Source organism: Croceitalea vernalis, assembly GCF_031846405.1.
In the GTDB taxonomy this organism is placed as follows: domain Bacteria; phylum Bacteroidota; class Bacteroidia; order Flavobacteriales; family Flavobacteriaceae; genus Croceitalea; species Croceitalea vernalis.
This window is the reverse complement of record NZ_JAVRHU010000007.1, coordinates 1-19928: the sequence shown is the minus strand read 5'-3', so window position 1 is coordinate 19928 and position 19928 is coordinate 1. Positions and strand designations below refer to the sequence as shown.

20 protein-coding genes are annotated in these 19928 nt (G+C 33.6%); 7 read left to right on the top strand and 13 right to left on the bottom strand.

Annotated elements, in window-relative coordinates:
* The 3 genes from RM520_RS15040 to RM520_RS15030 all read left to right on the top strand — a co-directional run.
* Positions 1 to 1033: T9SS type B sorting domain-containing protein (locus RM520_RS15040; RefSeq protein WP_311388535.1), on the top strand; the 1033-nt coding region annotated here is incomplete at its 5' end.
* 216 nt (positions 1034 to 1249) lie between these two features.
* On the top strand, positions 1250 to 2158 hold the full coding sequence (locus RM520_RS15035; protein ID WP_311388534.1) for a PorP/SprF family type IX secretion system membrane protein: 909 nt from the start codon (positions 1250 to 1252) through the stop codon (positions 2156 to 2158).
* A 10-nt stretch (positions 2159 to 2168) separates the two neighbouring features.
* A complete protein-coding gene (locus RM520_RS15030) occupies positions 2169 to 4142 on the top strand; it encodes an OmpA family protein (protein ID WP_311388533.1) in 1974 nt (657 codons plus the stop codon).
* A 41-nt stretch (positions 4143 to 4183) separates the two neighbouring features.
* Here the strand turns inward: RM520_RS15030 and RM520_RS15025 are convergent, their stop codons facing one another.
* Genes RM520_RS15025 through RM520_RS15015 form a run of 3 tightly spaced genes read right to left on the bottom strand, consistent with a single transcriptional unit; the run spans position 4184 to position 5837 of the window.
* The gene (locus RM520_RS15025; protein ID WP_311386497.1) at positions 4184 to 5002 is read right to left on the bottom strand and encodes a mechanosensitive ion channel family protein; all 819 of its coding nucleotides are present in this window, start codon (positions 5000 to 5002) and stop codon (positions 4184 to 4186) included.
* A gap of 19 nt (positions 5003 to 5021) precedes the next feature.
* On the bottom strand, positions 5022 to 5210 hold the full coding sequence (locus RM520_RS15020) for a hypothetical protein (protein ID WP_311386498.1): 189 nt from the start codon (positions 5208 to 5210) through the stop codon (positions 5022 to 5024).
* The gene (locus RM520_RS15015) at positions 5211 to 5837 is read right to left on the bottom strand and encodes an RNA polymerase sigma factor (protein WP_311386499.1); all 627 of its coding nucleotides are present in this window, start codon (positions 5835 to 5837) and stop codon (positions 5211 to 5213) included. It lies immediately after the preceding gene.
* A gap of 66 nt (positions 5838 to 5903) precedes the next feature.
* On the opposite strand from RM520_RS15015, the gene RM520_RS15010 reads away from it, so the two are divergent.
* Positions 5904 to 6587 (top strand): hypothetical protein, encoded by a 684-nt coding sequence (locus tag RM520_RS15010; RefSeq protein ID WP_311388532.1) that lies wholly within the window; start codon positions 5904 to 5906, stop codon positions 6585 to 6587.
* Between the two features lie 2 nt (positions 6588 to 6589).
* Entirely contained in the window at positions 6590 to 7759 is a 1170-nt protein-coding gene (locus tag RM520_RS15005) for a peptidase associated/transthyretin-like domain-containing protein (protein ID WP_311388531.1), read from the top strand.
* Here RM520_RS15005 and RM520_RS15000 read toward each other — a convergent pair.
* The 3 genes from RM520_RS15000 to RM520_RS14990 are packed head-to-tail and all read right to left on the bottom strand — an operon-like array spanning position 7752 to position 10695.
* Positions 7752 to 8903 (bottom strand): MFS transporter, encoded by a 1152-nt coding sequence (locus RM520_RS15000; RefSeq protein ID WP_311388530.1) that lies wholly within the window; start codon positions 8901 to 8903, stop codon positions 7752 to 7754. The two genes, RM520_RS15005 and RM520_RS15000, sit on opposite strands and share 8 nt — an antisense overlap.
* Before the next feature lie 29 nt (positions 8904 to 8932).
* Positions 8933 to 10201: a kynureninase gene (kynU, locus tag RM520_RS14995; protein ID WP_311388529.1), complete on the bottom strand. Its 1269-nt coding sequence runs from the start codon at positions 10199 to 10201 to the stop codon at positions 8933 to 8935.
* 35 nt (positions 10202 to 10236) lie between these two features.
* Complete coding sequence (locus RM520_RS14990) at positions 10237 to 10695, bottom strand: GNAT family N-acetyltransferase (protein WP_311388528.1); 459 nt, start codon at positions 10693 to 10695, stop codon at positions 10237 to 10239.
* Positions 10696 to 10741: 46 nt separating this feature from the next.
* On the opposite strand from RM520_RS14990, the gene RM520_RS14985 reads away from it, so the two are divergent.
* Positions 10742 to 11383, top strand: a complete 642-nt coding sequence (locus RM520_RS14985; protein WP_311388527.1) for an O-methyltransferase — start codon at positions 10742 to 10744, stop codon at positions 11381 to 11383.
* A 29-nt stretch (positions 11384 to 11412) separates the two neighbouring features.
* Here the strand turns inward: RM520_RS14985 and RM520_RS14980 are convergent, their stop codons facing one another.
* The 7 genes from RM520_RS14980 to RM520_RS14950 all read right to left on the bottom strand — a co-directional run bounded on the left by RM520_RS14980 (position 11413) and on the right by RM520_RS14950 (position 17661).
* On the bottom strand, positions 11413 to 11976 hold the full coding sequence (locus RM520_RS14980; RefSeq protein ID WP_311386506.1) for a phosphatase PAP2 family protein: 564 nt from the start codon (positions 11974 to 11976) through the stop codon (positions 11413 to 11415).
* 2 nt (positions 11977 to 11978) lie between these two features.
* Positions 11979 to 12257 carry a Sec-independent protein translocase subunit TatA/TatB gene (locus RM520_RS14975; RefSeq protein ID WP_311386507.1) on the bottom strand — a complete coding sequence of 93 codons (279 nt, stop codon included), beginning with the start codon at positions 12255 to 12257 and terminating at the stop codon, positions 11979 to 11981.
* An 85-nt stretch (positions 12258 to 12342) separates the two neighbouring features.
* Positions 12343 to 14661, bottom strand: coding sequence for a M1 family metallopeptidase (locus RM520_RS14970; protein WP_311388526.1), 2319 nt, complete (start codon positions 14659 to 14661; stop codon positions 12343 to 12345).
* Positions 14662 to 14722: 61 nt separating this feature from the next.
* Positions 14723 to 15226, bottom strand: a complete 504-nt coding sequence (locus tag RM520_RS14965; RefSeq protein WP_311388525.1) for a DUF6702 family protein — start codon at positions 15224 to 15226, stop codon at positions 14723 to 14725.
* Positions 15227 to 15303: 77 nt separating this feature from the next.
* The gene (locus RM520_RS14960; RefSeq protein WP_311388524.1) at positions 15304 to 16116 is read right to left on the bottom strand and encodes a peptidase associated/transthyretin-like domain-containing protein; all 813 of its coding nucleotides are present in this window, start codon (positions 16114 to 16116) and stop codon (positions 15304 to 15306) included.
* A gap of 17 nt (positions 16117 to 16133) precedes the next feature.
* Positions 16134 to 16928 (bottom strand): hypothetical protein, encoded by a 795-nt coding sequence (locus tag RM520_RS14955; RefSeq protein WP_311388523.1) that lies wholly within the window; start codon positions 16926 to 16928, stop codon positions 16134 to 16136.
* Positions 16918 to 17661 carry a hypothetical protein gene (locus RM520_RS14950; RefSeq protein ID WP_311386512.1) on the bottom strand — a complete coding sequence of 248 codons (744 nt, stop codon included), beginning with the start codon at positions 17659 to 17661 and terminating at the stop codon, positions 16918 to 16920. Before RM520_RS14950 ends, RM520_RS14955 begins: the two co-directional genes overlap by 11 nt.
* A gap of 240 nt (positions 17662 to 17901) precedes the next feature.
* Between RM520_RS14950 and RM520_RS14945 the strand changes: the two genes are divergently transcribed.
* On the top strand, positions 17902 to 19928 hold a 2027-nt coding region (locus RM520_RS14945; RefSeq protein WP_489752971.1), incomplete at its 3' end, for a phage tail-like protein.

Here is a 19928-nt window from a genome sequence, read left to right as displayed (position 1 = left end):
TAATGTAACCGATAACTCAGCTATTAATCCTGATGATTATACGGTAGTTTCTACAACTGGAGTTTTATTCTTCCCAGGTGGAACAGTAAATGGTGATTCACAAACGATTACTGTAAGCATTATTGACGATGAGTTGAGTGAGATGGCTGAAACCTTGGATATCACTCTTTCTTTTGATGTTCCTCCTCCTTCTGGCATTAACATGTTGGATGGTGAAGGTATAGGTACCATATTAGACAACGATATCAGCTCTAGTGGTTATGAAGAAGAAGTAACGATTATTTGCGGTGATGAACTTCCTGAAGTTCCTGAACTTACTTTTATGGGTGGATGTGGTGACTACGATGTAGTATTCACCGAAGAAACAGAGTTCTCTGATGATACCGATGATTATATGGTTATACGTACCTGGAACGTAACTGATGCTTGTGGTAACATGGAAACTTTCCAACAAATAGTTTTTGTCATGCAACCACAATTAGAAGAGGTTTTCATTGACATTTGTGTGGAAGATGACCCAATTAACCTTGTTGACTATTTACCAACAGGCTTTGATATCAATGGCATTTTCGAAGTTGAAAGAGAAGGTACCTACCTTAATAACACCACTTTTGTACCTAACGGTTTAGAAATTGGAGAATACAAAGTCATGTACTCTTCAGTCGGCGGAACTTGTAAGTATTATGTTGATTTCTATATCACAACCAATTCGGATTGTGTTCCATGTAACCGTGATGAAATAACAGTCTCCGAAGCAGTTACTGTTAATGGTGATGGCATCAATGATTACTTTGAAATCAAAGGTGTTGAATACTGTGAGTTTACTTTTGACGTTATGATTTTTAACCGATGGGGTGATAAAGTTTATGAGGGTAAAGATTACAAGAATGATTGGGGTGGTTATGCACCGAATAATTCATTTGGAAGCTCTGGACTTGTACCCTCTGGAACCTACTACTATATTTTAACGATAAATGGATCTGAACAACCCCTTGAACCTATTAATGGATATATCTATATAGGCACGGAATAAGATTAAACTGAAATTATCCTATGGAGAAAATTCTTTGTAGGATAATTCATTCGTCCTTAAACAAAAACACTTTAACGAATAGAAATTATTAGAACGAATAAAAAAGTGGTTAAACGTCTAAATTACTGGCAATTAAAAAGTATTCTTTTCTTTGACAAAGAATTGATACCCCAAGCATCAGTTCAATTTAGAAAAAGAACCTTAACCTATACAGTTATGAAAGCTTTACAAACTTCTGTAGTGCTAATTACGATAATGTTTACCTCAATAGTTGGGGCGCAACAATTACCGCAGTTCACCCAATATATGTTCAATACAATTTCTGTTAATCCTGCATACGCTGGGAGTAGAGAAGCTATGAACCTTACTGCCTTACACAGAAACCAATGGGCTGGTATAGATGGGAATCCTGTAACCAGTACTTTCTCTTTTCATACACCCTTGAATAATGAAAGAGTTGGTTTAGGTCTATCTTACATTACTGATCAATTAGGTTTTGAAAGTACTAATTATGTATATGGTGATTTTTCATACACAATTCCTGTTTCCTTTGAAGCTAAGCTTTCTTTTGGGTTAAAAGCTGGATTTACTAATTATAGTTTGGAAAACCCAGACGTTAACGACCCTTTCTTTAATTCAAACTTCAACAGTTGGAAACCGAATTTTGGTGCTGGAGTTTATTTAAGTACTAATAGATGGTACGCGGGTATTTCTTCACCGCGAATTTTAAATACTGACTTAAACGAAGGAGAATTTGTGGCCCTAGAAAGAACTAGTTATTATGCTATTGGAGGTTTAGTTCTAGACTTATCATTGGATATAAAATTCAGACCCTCAGTAATTACAAAATTCACAAATGGAGCCCCCGCAACTTATGATGCAACCGCAGGATTCTTATTTTATGAAAAGTTTTGGGCTGGGGCCTCGTATCGATTTAATGATGCTTCAAACTTTGGTGCCTATATGGATTACCAAGTATCTAAAGACATCAGAATAGGATATGCTTATGATTTGCCTACTGGTGATTTTAGACCATATACCGGAGGTACTCATGAAATCATTTTAATTTTTGAACCTAGACTTACCAAGAAAACCGACTTATACAAATCACCTAGATATTTCTAATTAAAGCACCATGACAACAAAAAGAATCATCATATCATTTTTTGCTTCAATACTGTTGTGCGCGAGCTTAAATGCTCAATCTAGCGTGCAAAAAGAAGCTGATAGACTATTTAACAAGTTTGCCTATGCTAAGGCTATACCTCAGTACGAGCAAATGGTTGTAAATAGTTATAACGAAAACCATGCTTATCAACGACTAGCTGAGTGTTATCTTTTAATGCGTGATTTTGAAAAATCTATTCCTTATTTCAAAAGATTTATTGAAGAAGCGGATACTCCAACGAATTACTATTTTAAATACGCCATGGCTCTTAAAAGTTCTGGTGATGAAGATTCAGCTTTAAAATGGTTAAAAAAATATAAGAAATTCAATAAGAATGATAAGCGAGTTAAGGCCTTTTTAAAAGATGGCAACTTGGCTTCTGTTGTCTTTAATAGTAGAGAACGTTACGATTTAGAACCAGTTCCTTTTAACACAGAATACAGTGAATTTGGTTCATTTGTTCATGAAGGAAACTTATATTTTAGTGCCAGTCGTAAAAGTCAGAAAAATGATGAATTATATGGTTGGAATAATGAACCTTGGTTGGATATCTTTTACGTTCCTGAAGGGAATACCATGGCGAGTCCTAAGCGATTTGGCGGCGAGATAAATTCAAAATTCCATGAGAGTTCGTTAGTTTTTTCTACAGATTATAAGAATGACACAATAGTTTATTTTACGCGAAATAATTATTTTCAAAAGAAAGAGGGTTTTCATACTACTCAAAAAGAAGATAAATTAATTGAAAACCAGAATAATCTTAAAATCTATAAAGGTGAAAAGATCGATGGAGAGTGGAAAGTTACGCGTAACTTAAAAACAAATGCTGATCATTACTCAACTGGTCATCCATCAGTAAATACAGAAAGAACATTATTATATTTTTCTTCGGACCGTCCTGGTGGATATGGAGGTACCGATATCTATTATGCTAAGATTCACCCTAGAGGTGGTATAGGGCAGCCAATAAATGCTGGACCTATAGTTAACACTGCTGGAAACGAAATGTTCCCTTATGTAAATAATGAAGGGCAACTTTTCTTCTCTTCAGATGGTCACTTAGGTTTTGGACAATTAGATGTTTTTGGAACTGTAGCGGATTCAACAGGACAAATTAAAGATGTTATCAACCTCGGAAAACCATTAAATAGTGATAAAGATGATTTTGGATATTATGCCTTAGAAAATGGTATAGATGGCTACGTAAGCTCTAACCGTAAAGGTGGAAAAGGTGGCGATGACATTTATAAATTTAGATTCGTACCATCTTTGAGCGTTCAGGGTGTAGTAACCGATGCTATTAACTTAAAGACTTTAGATAGTGTTCAAATATCTTTATTCAACCAAGCAACAGGTGAGTTAATGTCTAAAACCATGACGGATGCTAATGGGAAATATCAAATGTTAATTAGCAGAAATGTTAATTACCGGATTGAGGCTGTTAGAAAAACGCACCCACATAAAAGTGTCTATTTTAATACAAGAACTACGGGCCGCGCTGCAAGACTAGTAAGACAAGATATTGAATTAGAACCAATTTTAGATGTAAAGGTATTAGCTGGTTTAAAGAAAATCTACTATGATTTCAACAAGGCAGATATTCGACCTGACGCTGCTATAGAATTAGACAAAGTTGTGAAGTTAATGACCGAAACATACCCTGAGATGATAATCAAATTAGAGGCGCATACTGATCCAGTGGGAAGTCATGCTTATAACGATCAATTATCAGAACGTAGAGCAAAATCAGCTTACGAATATTTACTAGCAAATGGTGTGCCTAGAAACCACATACTTTCATATAAAGGATTCGGAAAAAGAGTACCAATTAATGAATGTACTAGCAAACAAGACTGTACTCCAGAAGAATTAGAGTTAAATAGACGAACAGAATTCCCAGTCGTACAAATAAAATCACGAACGGTTACTCAAAGTAAATAACAAGATTAACAATAAAAAAGCGCCTTAAAGGCGCTTTTTTTTTATGACTTAATGTGCACCCGGCTGGAGACTACTTCATTTATAGGGATTATCACTTTTCCATCTTTTGTCTTTAATGTCATAGTAATATTATCAATTGCTTCAATTGTACCTTTTAAATCACCTATGCTAATACTATCGCCTACCATATAGTTTTTACGAGTGTAAAACATTTTTAAAACATCGGAAAAAACCTCCCTTGATCCTAAACCGAATCCTAGAGCAATTGCAAATAAAAATGCCCCTAGTATCATCGTGAAATTACTAGTGATAATTTCAGTATCAATACCTGCTTGATTAAGTGCTGTAATTGACACAAAAAAGGTAATCATATAAAATAATACCCCACTAATAATTTTTGAACCACTGACCCCCATGGAATCAAATAGAGCCAAAACTGCTTTTTTAACAATTGTGGCAAGGTAAAAACCACCCGCAAAAATTAATAAAGCACTAAGTAAGGTTGGCAAATAAGCTAAAATTGATATGATACCTTCTGAAATAGCGGTAAGTCCGATAACCTCAGCAATGACAATTGTAAAGAAAAGTATCAATAATATTTTGACAGTTGTCAATGCTATTTTGAGTAAGTCGATTTTGACCTCTTTCTCTCCAAATAATTTAGCATCGGTCACTTTTGTAGAAAGTGCATCTATTTTAGCAGCTTTTAGCACACGCTTCAAAACAAACAAAATTATTTTCAATAGTAACCATGCTACTATTAAACCCAATACCCCAATAATTAATTGAGGTAAAAGCTGCACTACATTTGAAAGCATATCGCCCAAACTATCTGATAGTACTTGTTTATATTTTTCCATTTTTATATTATTTTCTTGGTTATTGTCGCTTATTGGTTCTAAACATTCCTGCAAATATAGAGGAGTAATTAGAGGTCACCAATACGGCCATATCTAAAATAAGCTTAGCAATAGCAATATCATTCATTACTTTTTGCCTCATTTCTGGAGGTACTTCCCTTAAATTCCTGTTCAATTGTTTGAACGGATTATCAAATTCGTTTCCCATCTATCCTAAGGTATTATAGATTTCCAATAGTTTCGCTTTTGCTCTTTTTAAACGCATTTTAACTGCGCTCTCCCCTATTTCGAACAAATCACTTAATTCTTTTATAGACGCTCCATCTTGATATTTTAAAAGCAAAATAGATTTATCTTCCGCACTTATCATTTCAAGAGCTTTGGCCAGTTTACTAGCCTTCATCTCATAAATACTTTCATCAGGCACCTCTTCGGTCAACTTATATTCTGTAGTTTCCATTGGTACTGATTTATCACTCATTTTTCGTTGCTTATTTCTATTAACATAATTCACACAGAAATTATAAGTAAAAGAATAGAGCCAGGTCGAAAATTTTGATTTTCCTTTAAATGAGGCCAACTTTATAAACAACATTAAAAAAACATCCTGAGCTAAATCCTCGGCTTCATCTTGAGACCTAGAAAATCCGTAACATTTATTATAGACCATTCTAGAGTAGCGATCATAAAGAACACCAAATAACATGGTATCATTTTTCGCGACAATTCTACTTACCAGTTCTTCGTCGGTTAATTTGCTATAAGGATTGTCTGCCCCCAATGACTTCTTATCTTGATTTATAAGAATTAGAAACAAACGCTTTAAAAAAGTCACCTAGTTCATTTTAGAAATGGAAAACAAGATACTTCAAAACGAGGTATATTTGAACAAAACCACAAGATGAAATTTTTCAAAGCCATTATTGTATTGTTTATTGCTTTTAATTTTAGTTGTAAAACAGAAACCAAAGAGACACCTAAACCAATCGAAAAAGAGCAAAGTATTCTAGAAAAAATAGCTGATGCTCACGGTTTTGAAAATTGGAAAGATGTCAATAAAATACAATTCACCTTTAATGTAGATCGCGATTCAACTCATTTTGAACGTTCATGGATTTGGCAACCAAAATCCAATGATGTAACAAGAATTTCTGGTGTTGACATCTTAAATTATAACAGAAAAAATATGGATAGTATTGCTATAAAAACTAATGGAGGCTTTATCAATGATCGTTTTTGGCTTTTAGCACCATTTAATCTTATCTGGGATTCTAATAATTTTGAATACCAACAGGTTAAAAATGATACCGCACCAATAAGTAAAAAATCGTTACAGAAATTAACCATAGTTTATGGTAAACAAGGGGGCTATACTCCTGGTGATGCATATGATTTTTATTTTGACAATGACTACAGAATTCAAGAATGGGTGTTTAGAAAATCTAATCAACCTGAAGCGTCAATGACAACCACATGGGAAAACTATAAAGATTATAATGGCATCATAATTGCATTAGATCATAAAAAGGAGAAAGAAGTTTTTAATCTCTTTTTTGATGATATCATAATCCAATTAGACCAATAATTTTGAAAAAAATACTTTTTTTACTCCTACTTCCGTTTACACTAATTAACGCGCAAAATCAAAAACTAGGAGTTGTTTTAGATGGTGAAAGCAAAAAGCCGATTGAATTTGTTGATGTTTATAACACCAATGATAATACAGTCACCAACCAAAATGGTAAGTATTTTCTGCTAAGTAATAATGACTCCATATCTTTTTACAAATTAGGATACGAAGAAATCAAAACTACTTTCAATCAACTTCCGGATACTCTTCTGTTGTTTTCAAAACCTTTTGAGCTTGCTGAAGTGGTATTATCAAATGAAGATTCTTTATTAGACCTGATTAAAAAAGCATTTTCTGAAAATTATCCAAATACCAACTTTAATGAAAAGTTTTTTATAAGGTCTTTACTTCGTTATGATGGTGATATTACGCGAATTCAGGATATTCAAGGTAAGCTAAATAGAAGAACATTATTGTATGGTAAAGACATGGAACTGAAAAAGAAAGATTTTATTTTTCAGGTTCAAAATATGCGAAAAATAGGCTTAGAAGAAATAACAGAAAATGAAACAGATATCTATTTTAAATTTAGATCGCTAAGAGCAATTTTAATGGAAACCGTACAAATCGGTATTAATAGCAAAAACTTTGAAATAGAAGAAAAATATTTCGACAATCAAAGTAAAGTACGTTTAGAATTCAAGTATAATGGTGAAAACCAAAAAATAAATAATCAGGGGTATTATATAATTAATCTCGAAGACAAAGCTATTTTAGAATTTTACCTAAAAATAGAGCCGAATTCCGATTTTATTCAAAAGAAAGATATCAAGTACAAATTAAACTTTTATGAAAAAAATGTCATATTTAAAAAAGATACTAAGTCAGGTAAATATGTAATTAAAAACGGAAAAATTAGATCCATAGTTGAAGTAAAGAATAATGAAGAAACGTTTCAGACCTTTTTCGATTCTGAGGATATTTTAAAGTCTTACGGACACTTTCTTGATATGAAGATTAAGAAAAATGTGAATGAAAATAAAGATGTTTTTAAACTCGATTTTCCATATAACAAAGATTTTTGGCACGCTCAAAACCAACTATTACTTACTGATGAAATGTTAGAATTTATTGAAACTGTTGGTAAAATGAATGAAGAATTTGATATTAATTCAAACTTTAAGTAGTTTTCTTAGTATTAAGTACTATTGTTAAAAATAAAACCAAAGCAGCACAACCTAATAAGGCCCAAAAACTTGTTTTTAAAGTAAAACCTTCAGCTAAAAAGCCAAGAATTACAGGACCTAATAAAAATCCTGAATAGCCCGTACCTGCTATAAATGCCACGCCTTGGGATGATTCTACCCCTTTAACATTACCCCCTATTCTAAATAATTCTGGCACCATTACTGAAAAACCAAGTCCATTCAGTGCAAAACCAACTATAGCTAAAATTGAATTTTCAGATAATACCAACACATACCCAATAATTGCAATGAATGCTCCAAGAGCTACTAATTTTATTGAACCTATCCGTTGGCTTATTCCATCGCCTAAAAAACGACCAAATGTCATCATTGCAGAAAAGGCTAGAAAACCAGAACCAATTAATGCTTCAGGAGCCAAAACAACTTCTTTCAAATACAATGCGCTCCAATCAATAATACCGCCTTCACTACCCATACTAACAAAACCTATAATACCCAATACTAATAAAGGTTTAAATAATTTTAGGCTGAAAGGCTCTTTTTCAACCGGTGCAGCTGTAATATGGTAATATCTTTTTTTTAGGAATACATTTATTATTAAAACCAATATCACGGTTATTAACATATGTAAAAATGGACTTCCGATAAGAGGAATCAGAAAACTACCTAAACCAACAATTACACCACCAAGACTAAAAAAACCATGTGCGGCTGACATAAAGTTTTGTTTATCTTCTTTTTCAATTTCGGTCACCAAAGTATTCATAGCGATATCCGTTAATCCATTACAGGCACCAAATAAAAATAAAGCAATACAAAGAGAATAATAATTAGGAGCTATTAAAGGAAAAAGAGCTAACACGCTATTAAATACGACTCCAAACCACGTAGCTCGGCCCACGCCTATCTTATTAATAATTTTTGAAGCTATTGGAAAAACAGTAAAAACACCTAAGGACAAAAAGAAAATTGCAATACCTAAATCCGCTTTATCAATTTGTAATTTTTCTTTTACAGACGGAATATAAATAGCCCATGTACCAAACCAAATGTTAAGGCTTGTAAATACAAAAGCAGGAGCAAAATATCTCGGATTTGAAAGTATTAATTGAAGTGACTTCATTATTTGGCTAAAAGGTCTGTAAAGCTAGCTTATTTTGATAAAATCCCAGCTTTTAATATTTCACCAAATCGAAACATATCTTCAAAAGAACAATAAAATGGAGCAGGTGCTAATCTTATGACATTGGGTTCACGCCAGTCTGTTATCACTCCATTTTTCATTAAATAATCAAATAATGATTTACCCTCACCGTGCAAAAAAACAGATAATTGGCAGCCGCGTTCTTTTGGCGTAATAATTTCAAAAGTACTAGCTACTTGATCATCTACTTTTTTAAGAATAAATTCTAAATACGCCGTAATCAATTTTTGCTTTTCTAATAAAGCCTTCATACCAACCTCTTCAAATAATTGTAGAGAAGCTAAATAGGGCGCTACCGATAATATTGGAGCATTACTTAGCTGCCAAGCATCGGCATTTGCCATAGGGTCAAACTCGGGCTTCATTAAAAATCGAGTTTCCTTCTTAGTTCCCCACCAACCTTCAAAACGAGGGATATCTTTTCTATCCAAATAACGTTGATGAACAAAAATACCACTTGCATTACCAGGGCCACTATTCATATACTTATAACTGCACCATGCGGCAAAATCAACTTCCCAATCATGTAGTTTTAATTCGATATTTCCTGCGGCATGTGCTAAATCCCATCCAACAAATGCACCGTTGGCTTTCCCAGCTGCAGTAATAGCTTTCATATCAAAAACCTGTCCGTTATAATAATTCACACCACCTATTAAGAGTAGGGCTAACTCATCTCCTATTTCTTCAATCTTAGCTATAATATCTTCTGTTCTCCAAGAATGTTCTCCATCTCTTTTTTTGACCTCAACAATAGTATCTTGAGGGTTCAAACCATGAAACCGAACTTGACTTTGAAGCATATATTGGTCTGAAGGAAATGCTTTTTCTTCACAAAGAATTTTGAATCGTTTATGAGTTGGGCGATAAAAAGAAACCATCAATAAGTGCAAATTGACTGTTAGCGTATTCATTACTGATACTTCTTCAGTTTTTGCACCAACAATTTTGGCTAATGGCTCAACTAACCGCTCATGATAGTCCCACCAAGGCTTGTCTGCATAAAAATGACCTTCTACAGCAAGCTCGGCCCAATCTCTCATAACCTCATCAACATATTCTTTTGAATTTTTGGGCTGTAATCCTAATGAGTTTCCTGTAAAATAAATAACCTCTTTACCATTTACCTTTGGATAGTAAAACTGGTCTCTATATTTATGTAAAGAGTCTTTACTATCTAGATTTTGAGCGTAACTCAATGTATTTTGAAACTCCATAAATCATTTTTTTTCTTAAAAATACAGTTATGAAATTAGACTATTCTCATTTCACATAAGTGTTTCTTAAAACCTGCTTTTTTATAAGCATTTAAGGCTGGGTCATTTTCATCATACACCGTTAATCGTATTTCATTCAATCCTTTGCTACGACACCAGTCTACTAAATAATCAACAATCATTTTATTAATCCCTTTTCCTCTATAGGAAGTTTCAGTATACATAAAACCTAAATAACCATAAAATTGATGATCCAAATAAGACCTAGCTTCCTTTTTTAAGGCATAACCAGAACTAACAACAACACCATCAACCTCAGCTACCATTACTTTAATCGTATCATCTTCTATATAAGCCTCGATATCATAATAGCTCACTGGGTCGTGAGCAATAGTAGGATCAAAAGGACGTTCGGCCTTAATCAGTTCTTGTTCAAAGTGCAGAAGCACAGGTAAATCTTGAACAACAGCTTCGCGTATTATTACCTTTTCCATCCCTCTAAAATAAACCTTATTTAGCTATTTTTATCAAAATTAAAGTATGCATTTTCTTTCAGAAGACCTTGAAAAATATATTGATAATAATTCAGAATTAGAACCTGAATTATTGCAAGAATTAACAAGGGAAACTCACTTAAAAGTAATTCAACCAAGAATGATCACTGGTCATTATCAAGGTCGTGTATTGAGTTTATTATCAAAAATAATATCCCCATTAACTATTCTTGAAATTGGCACTTATACCGGATATTCTGCACTTTGTTTAGCAGAAGGGTTAAATCCAAATGGTTGTTTACATACTATTGATGTAAATGAAGAACTACATGACATACAACGTCAATATTTCGACAGAAGTAGTTATGGAGATAGTATCATTCAACATACTGGTAATGCCATAGAAATTATACCAAAAATCAGTGAAGTTTTTGATCTTGTTTTTATAGATGCTGAAAAAAAGAGTTATGATGCATATTTTGAAGTAGTAATGACTAAGGTAAAACCTGGGAGTATTATTTTATCTGACAATGTATTATGGTCGGGTAAGGTTGTAGAACCCTTAAAAAGATCTGACAAAGCAACTGAAGCTTTATTGAAGTATAATCAAAAATTAAAAGATGATCCTAGAGTTGAAACGGTTATTTTGCCTGTCAGAGACGGGCTCACTCTGAGTAGAGTACTTTAGATATGCTTCAATTACTGAGATTACCTGCGTTAAATCAAAGTATGCTTTTCAATATAGCGCTGGTATATTTTATAAAACAATAAAGCTGAGACGACACCTACGAAAGTACCCACCAATATATCCAACGGAAAATGCACTCCAACATAAATTCGACTCATGCTAAATAAAATGGGCCATATGAAGAAGAGTATTGCCCATTTAATTCTTTTTCTAAGCAATAAATAAACCAAGACTGTTATTGAAAAAGAACTAGAAGCATGTCCAGAAAAAAAACTGTAGTCGGTTGGAGTCTTTAAAATTCGAATTAACGTATTTATTTCTAAGTCATTGTTAGGTCGAAGTCTTGCAACTCCTATTTTAGTAAGGTAGGTAATCACCGTAATAAACAAGGCTAAAGCAAAAACAGTCATTACCTTTTTAAAAGCCACTTGTTTTGGAAATTTCAATGCAAATAGTAGAATAAAAAGTAGAATAAGTGGAACCCAAGTGGCCATGTTAGTAACAGCACTCCAAAAACCGTCATATTTTTCAATACCTAAACTATTTAAGTAAACAAAAGTATCTCGGTCCCAATCAAGGATTTTTTGTAACATTTTTATTTAGTGCTGCGTTTGATAGCGCCCGTGACATCATCTACATTTTTTTTGACGTCATCAATACTCTTTTTGATATCCTTAGTGAAATCAGTATCAATACCTTGCTTATCAGCACTCTTTTGAATTTCGCGTTTAATATCATCGGTGGCATCTCTAAGCTGTCTCATACCCTTGCCAAGACCTTTAGCAATGCCTGGAATTTTATCCGCACCAAAAACCATGACAACAATGAACATGATAAAGAATATTTCGCCTCCGCTAATAAATAAAAAATGCATAGAACAAATATAACTAGAACTTATTTCTAAAATAAAAAAAGCCTTGCGAAATCACAAGGCTTCTAAATAAATGTATTTTAAAATACTATCCTTTTACCTTTTCTTTCATTTGGTCAAAATCAGACTTTTCATCTTTTATTGGCCATGAATTATTGGTAGTATCAATATCTGCAGTTTCCAACTTAGGATCAACAATAATACCAACCAACTCTTTTTCTGAAGAAATCACACGTTTAACTTCAGTGTCATTTTTTCTCCAGATTTCAGCCGGGTAAGTAATGCTTTCAGTAGTGCCATCAGCATAAGAATATTCCACAATTAATGGCATTGGAATACCTCCTGGCTTATCAAAAGTTACCTCATAAAAGAACTTTGGTTCTTTTACTTGAGCTCTTTCATCGGCCGTCATATTATCCATCATAAACTCTTTTAAGTTTTGTGATGTTTCAGAAGGCGCTTTGTCTTTTAAATCCTCATTAAAATCTTCGCTATTTTCATCAACCAAATAAACTAAAGGTGGTAAATCTGCTTCAGTAAGATTACGTGCATCCATATACTCTTGCATTTGCTGAGTTACTTTGCTTGTTACATAATACTTTTTAACTTCTTTTACTCCAATATCAACATAATCAGTGCTGTAGAACCAACCTCTCCAATACCAATCTAAATCTACTGCAGAAGCATCTTCCATGGTTCTAAAGAAATCTTCTGGTGATGGATGTTTAAACATCCAACGTTGTGCATAAGTTTTAAAAGCATGATCAAACAATTCTCTCCCCATAACTGTTTCTCTTAGAATGTTAAGAGCCGTTGCAGGTTTACCGTAAGCGTTATTACCCAATTGATAAACATTTTCTGGGTTCGACATTATTGGAGTAATAAAATTTTGCTCGCCAGCCATATAAGGAACAATTTTAGAAGGTTCACCTCTTCTGGACGGGTACTGGTCATTAGGAGCCACGGCCGCAGGGAAGTTTTCTCCAAATTCTTGTTCTGTTAGATATTGCATAAAAGTATCAAGACCTTCATCCATCCAACCCCATTGGCGCTCGTCTGAATTCACAATCATTGGAAAATAATTGTGTCCAACCTCGTGAATAATTACACTAATCATCCCGAATTTAGTGCGGTCAGAAACCGTACCATCAGGATTAGGGCGTCCAAAGTTGAAACAAATCATTGGGTACTCCATCCCTATACTTTTAGCACTAACTGAAATTGCCTTATTATAAGGGTAATCAAAAGTAAATTTGGAATATGTCTGTAAGGTCTGAACAACTGCTTTGGTAGAAAATTCCTCCCATAATGGGTTACCTTCTTTAGGATATAAGGAAACCGCCATTACATCACGATTACCCATTTTTACTGCTTGGGCATCCATGATATATTTTCTTGAAGATGCAAAAGCAAAATCACGAACAGGGGCTTGACTCTCCGTTTTGAACCTCCATGTTTTTGTCTTTTCTGAAAAAGACGATTCTTTAGCCGTTGCTTCTTCTTGCGTCACAATTACTACAGGTTTATCATAGGATTTTTTCGCCTGTTCGTAACGTTTAATCATATCTTTAGAAAAAACCTCTTTTCTGTTTTGAAGTACACCAGTAGCGTCAACAATATGATCTGCAGGTACCGTAATGTTTACATCATAATCACCAAAAGGCAAAGCAAATTCTCCATTACCCCAAAATTGGTGGTTTTGCCATCCTTCATTATCACTGTAATGGGCCATTCTTGGAAAGAATTGAGCTATGGTATAATCTCTATTACCATCTTCTGGATAGTACTCATAACCTGAGCGACCACCGTCGTTTGGTCTATCATTAATATTATACCACCATTTTATTGAAAATGACATGCTTTCACCTGCCTTTAGTGGTTGGGGTATATTCACTCTCATCATAGTTTGGTTAACCGTGAAAGATAAATTATTACCTGCGGCATCTTTTATCCAATCAATATTGAAACCTCCATCGAAAGCTTCCGTGACATATGTTTGGACAAAACTACTTGCTCTGTAGGCAAAATTAACTCCACCACCATTTCTCAAAGGTGATTTAGAATCTTTAGCTCTAACGTTCTGATCTAATTGCACCCACAAAAATTCCAAATTATCTGGCGAATTATTTGTGTATGTTATCGTTTCTTCACCATAAAGTTTGGCATTTTTATCATCTAAAGTGATGTCCATTTTGTAGTCAGCCTGTTGTTGATAATAATCAGGCCCTGGAGCACCAGATGCTGAACGATAGGTGTTTGGTGTTGCGAACTCTTCATACATCTGCTTGAATCTATTTTGATTCATATGACCAGGTTCACGTTCTTTTTCTTCTTCGGTTTCTTGGGCAAAAGTTACAGCCGCAAACAAAAACAGAACTGAAGCAAAACAATACTTGATTTTATTCATTTTTAGTCGATTTTTTAAGTTTGGGAAAATAGTTCTTTTTTAACTATTTCTTAAGGAAGCGTCACAAGTTTAACATTCCTTTATTATTCTCTTTAATGAGCACAAAACTCTTCTTTTTGCCTTGATACTTAATATGCACCAAATTCTTTTGCTCATCGTACATATCCGTTAATACTTCGTTTTCTACTTCAATGGTTTTCAAATTATCAAAACCAATATTAGCAATCTCTAAATAACATATAACAACATCATTATCATATTTTTTACCGATATAATTAAATTGGGCTTGTTCTCCATTCAAATACATGACGAACTTGGTTTTTAGATACTTAATCATGTATTCTTCAGCATTTTTTGCTTCTTTAGAAGTTGCCAATTCCCCATCAACCCCATATCGTTCTGAAAGTACTGCTTCAAAATCGTCAATAAAAATTCTAGTAGTGATTTGCAGAGCATCATCCTTTTCCGAATAATTGATGTTAGTTACACTAACATAAAACTTATGAGGGGCAAAACTTAGTAATGGCATTATTGCCAAGATTAGAATTAAAACAGTCTTTTTCATTCTAGTTATTAATTATTATAAAATTAAACAAACCTCATGCCAATATACATACCAATTGAAGAATCACTAACTAAAAATTAATCTAAAGCATTATTCTTTCGGTATGCTGTACTCTTATCAATTAAAAATTGCCACAACTTTAGTTCATCATTAGCTGCTATTGCTGTTTTAAATTCATCGTCCATCTCACAGAAATAGATAAAATCATAGAAATCATTCTTTGGAATTTTCAAATGATTTATCATTACAGAATCAATAAACCTTTCTTCTACTTTCTGAACATTTGCATAGGCTTTATCCAGTTCCACTCGCTTTTTAAGCATTTTAGTCTTTCCGTTAAGACGATTCATTATTTTATTCAGGTTTATGGTTAAAGCTATAACATAGAAATAGGCAAACTTTCCATGGTCTGCGTCATTTAATTTATTCTCGCTTTGTGAAATAATTCTAACATCAGCATTTGGCAAACCTAAAGCTTCAGCACTAACATCTTTTTCTAAAGTCAAACCCAGCAAATCAGACCCCAAATTACCGGATAAATCAAAAGGTTGTACCACAACCTCATTCAATTCATTGACAAATTCTTCCAGATCTACTCGAATAAATACTGAATTAAAAACTCTGCTATTTATAGGTAAAACCTTTCTTTTAAATTGAACCGCAGAGAAAATCAAAGTATCATTTAAGGCCACTTTGATAACAAAATTCCCGAGACTATTGGTAATACTAGCTGCACCCGAAGTGCTATTTTGGATAGTGATACCCGTTACATCTTGCTTAATGGAAACAACGGTACCTCTTAACAGTTTAGTTTGTGAAAATAAGTGTGAAAAACAACAAAAACAGATGACGTATACTAGTGCTTTTTTTGAGTTAATTTTCACAATCATGAGAACATTAAATTTGTTTACTCCAACCCATTATTATCGCGATAAACATTGCTTTTTTGAATTAAAAACTCCCAAATCTTTAGTTTATCATGAGTATCAACCGTTGTTTGAAATTCCTCATCAACTTCACAGAAATACATAAAATCAGGAATTTTATTTTGCGGAATTTTTAAATCTACCATAAAGATAGAATCAACATAAAAATTTTGAACCCGTTGAGTTCGTGCATAGGTTTCATCAATTTTAACTCTATTTTTTAACATTTTAGTCCTACCGGTAATAGCATTAATTATAGGATCAAGTGGTGGACTCAATATCATTCCAATGTTAAATTTACCAAAAGTGGCTTGTTGTAATTTACGTTCGCTTTGTGTTGGTATTTTTCTATGAGCATTTGGCAAACCTAGGGCTTCGGCACTTACATCTTTGGCCAAGGTTAAGGTACCTAAATCGGAATCTAGACTTCCAGAAAGGTTATAGGGGTTCAAAACAACGCCTCTTAGTTCATTTACAAATTCTTCTAAAGGCACTGTGATAAAGTTAGCGTCTAAAACGTCTTTAGTTATAGGTAAAACCTTTCTTTTGAATTGCACCGCAGAAAAAACCAAAGTGTCGTTCAACCGAACCGCAATCGAAAAGTCGCCTTGAATGTTTGTTATGGTAGCTCTTTTTGAACTTATATTCTGAATAGTTACACCTGTTACGTCTTTGCCTTCAGCTACGACCCTTCCTTTAACAGATTTCGTGCTAAAGGTTTGCGCTTGTAAAAAGCTGCCTAGAAATAAAAATAAAATGAAGTAACTATTTTTCATTTATTTCAGCCAAATATGTTTTACTGTGCGTAACCAAAAAGTCAATGAGCTGAAATTCATTTTCTTTTTTAAGTATTGATTGGGTTTCCATCTTGTCGTCACAATACAGCAAAAAAGCATCAATTTTATCTTGGGGTAGTTTTAAGTCAGCAACAAAAAACTCGTCATCGTAAACTTGTCTTAAAACTTCGCTAACCTTTAAAGGCACTTGATCTTTATCACCATTGTCCCTTGACTTAAAAATAGCTTTAAAAATATTTACAAAATTTATATCGCCTTCACGTCGTTCATTTTGAGAAAGAAGTGCTACGTTTCTCACCTCTGTTGAGCGATCAATTTCATATTCAACTTCTTTAAACTGTTCATTCTTTAATTCTAAAAACTTTTTTTGATTTTCAGGGGTTACTACTACTTCATCTAATTCAGTAACCTTCTCGGTTACTTCAACCACTAGTCTTTTATTTGCTATTATCTCTTCAGTAATTGTGACAATCTCTAATTGGTAATTAACAGCTGTAAAAACCAATTGATCCCCAGTTTTTACTCTTATTATAAACTGCCCGCTATCATTAGTGATGGTAGCCATTTCTGAGGTAGAATTAATAACGTTTTCATTTGCTACATTACTCCCGCGATATAAAACTTGCCCTCTTAATAATTCTCTACCATCGTCTTGAGCAGACAGAATGTTAAATAAACTAAAAAGAAAAACAAATAGTAATGACTTTTTCATATGATGATATTTCATTCAATTTTATAAAGAAAATTATACAAATCGTCATAAAAAAAATTGAGGGTCTAAACTTTTGTTAATTATTCAATTAAGAGCTCATTATTTCAATGATTTTAATTTTTACAACTTTAATAATCCGTTTACCTAGTCTCAGCGCATTTTGACGTTTAAAATTAGTTTAATCTTCTGAGAAGATTATTTTTGTTTGTTGAGCAAATTTCACCCTAAATACAATTAATCATGAGAACACTAATCTGTTTCTTAGCTTTTGGCCTATTGACGCTGACACCAATTATGTCACAGGTTAAAATTGGTGATAACCCCCAAAATATTAATCCATCGTCTGTTCTAGAATTAGAAAGCTCCTCACATGTTTTAGTCATTACAAGAATTGGCACAAATGAAATGAATGCTATTACTCCATTGCGTGGTGCCGTGGTATACAATACAGATGAACAATGTATTTTTTATTTTGATGGTAGTCAGTGGGTAAATTTATGTGCAGATCAAAACACCACTAATGTTAGTTTTGAATTAGTTGATGATGAATTGGTTTTAACTGATAGTGACGGCAATACTGTTGCTGTTCCGCTTGAAGGAGTTGGTGAACAAAGTTTTACTTCAGAACCCATTGTAAATTTTAGAGAAACTATTGTAATAACCCAAACTGGTAATACTTTTAATTTTGAAGTTGGTGAAATTACAGGCGAAAACATTGCTGACAGCACTATTCAAGGTGTAGATTTTGCTCCAGAATCAATTACCCAAGATAAAATTGCTCCAAATTCTATTGGAACTTCTGAACTACAAGACAATGCCGTTACTGATGATGACATTGATTTTTTCTCAGCTGATGCAGTAACCTTAAATGATTTTACAAATGATGCTGGTTTTATTACAGGGGCACAGTTAATTAGCCCAGATGCCAATAATGCTATTATTGATAGTAATGGTGCTTTTTATAATGATGCACAATTGTTAGCAGATATTGATAATAACGACCAAAGATTAACGGATCATTTGGCCTCAGACAATGACTTAAGTGATGAAAATGAACGTTTGACAAATGCTGAGGTTGTGGGCAATGAAATTATTCTAACAGAAAGCGGTTTTGAAACCAGAATTGACCTTTCCTCTTTTAATAATACGGGGAGTGATAGTCAAAATCTTTCGTTGAATGGCAATAGAGTTGAAATTGAAAATGGCATTGGGGTTGATTTAGCTCCAATTTTAGTAGCAGATAATATTTCGGTGGTTCCAAATGGTAATATCACTAGTAATGAAGTACAATCGGCTTTAGAAGAGCTACAAACAGATATTGATAATCTCAATGCAGGTGGCGGAAATACAGATAATCAAAATTTATCGACTAATAACACTCCAGGGAATATTACAATCGATAATGGTAATACCATTACTTTAAATGTTGAGGATGGTGATTCAAGTCAACTTAATGAAATTCAGGACGCTGATGAAGTACTTGTTACTATAAGCCCTACAAACTATAATGAAACAGCAAATCACGTAGAGGGTCATTTAGAAGGTATTGACATAAGAATTGGCGAATTAACAGTTGCAGGTGGTTCTGATGGAGTGATTTCTAATGTGGCTTTAGCCGGGAACAATTTAAACTTTACAGGTGCCAACGGAGGCTTTAATGGTAGTGTTGATTTTACACCCATATTAGGAGGAGCTAATACCGATGAACAAGATTTAAGTTTAGCTGGAAATATTTTAAATATTACCGACGGAACTGGGGTAGATTTAACGCCGATTTTAGGAGGTGTAAATACTGACGAACAAGATTTAAGTTTAGCTGGAAATATTTTAAATATAACCAATGGAACTGGGGTGGATTTAACGCCGATTTTAGGAGGTGTAAATACTGACGAACAAGAATTAAATCTCGTGGGCGATGTACTTGGCATTGATAATGGAAATACGGTTGATCTTTCAACCATAGATAATCAATCGGCAGGGGAAGTACCATTTACGACTTATGTAACATTGCTGGGGCCTTCTACCCAACTCGCAATTCAACAGTTAAAAGATGAATTGGATATAGCTACTATTGCAGGCGGTGGAGAAAACCCAACAAATGAATTACAAGATGTTCAATTAACGGGAACAGTAATCAACCTGACTATACCGGCAACCCCTGGTAATCAAATAGATTTAGATCCAACTTTTGTTACTGAAGCTGAATTAGGAACAGCCATAGTACTAAAAGAAGATGCAGCTAATAAGTCTACAGATATTACGCTAGC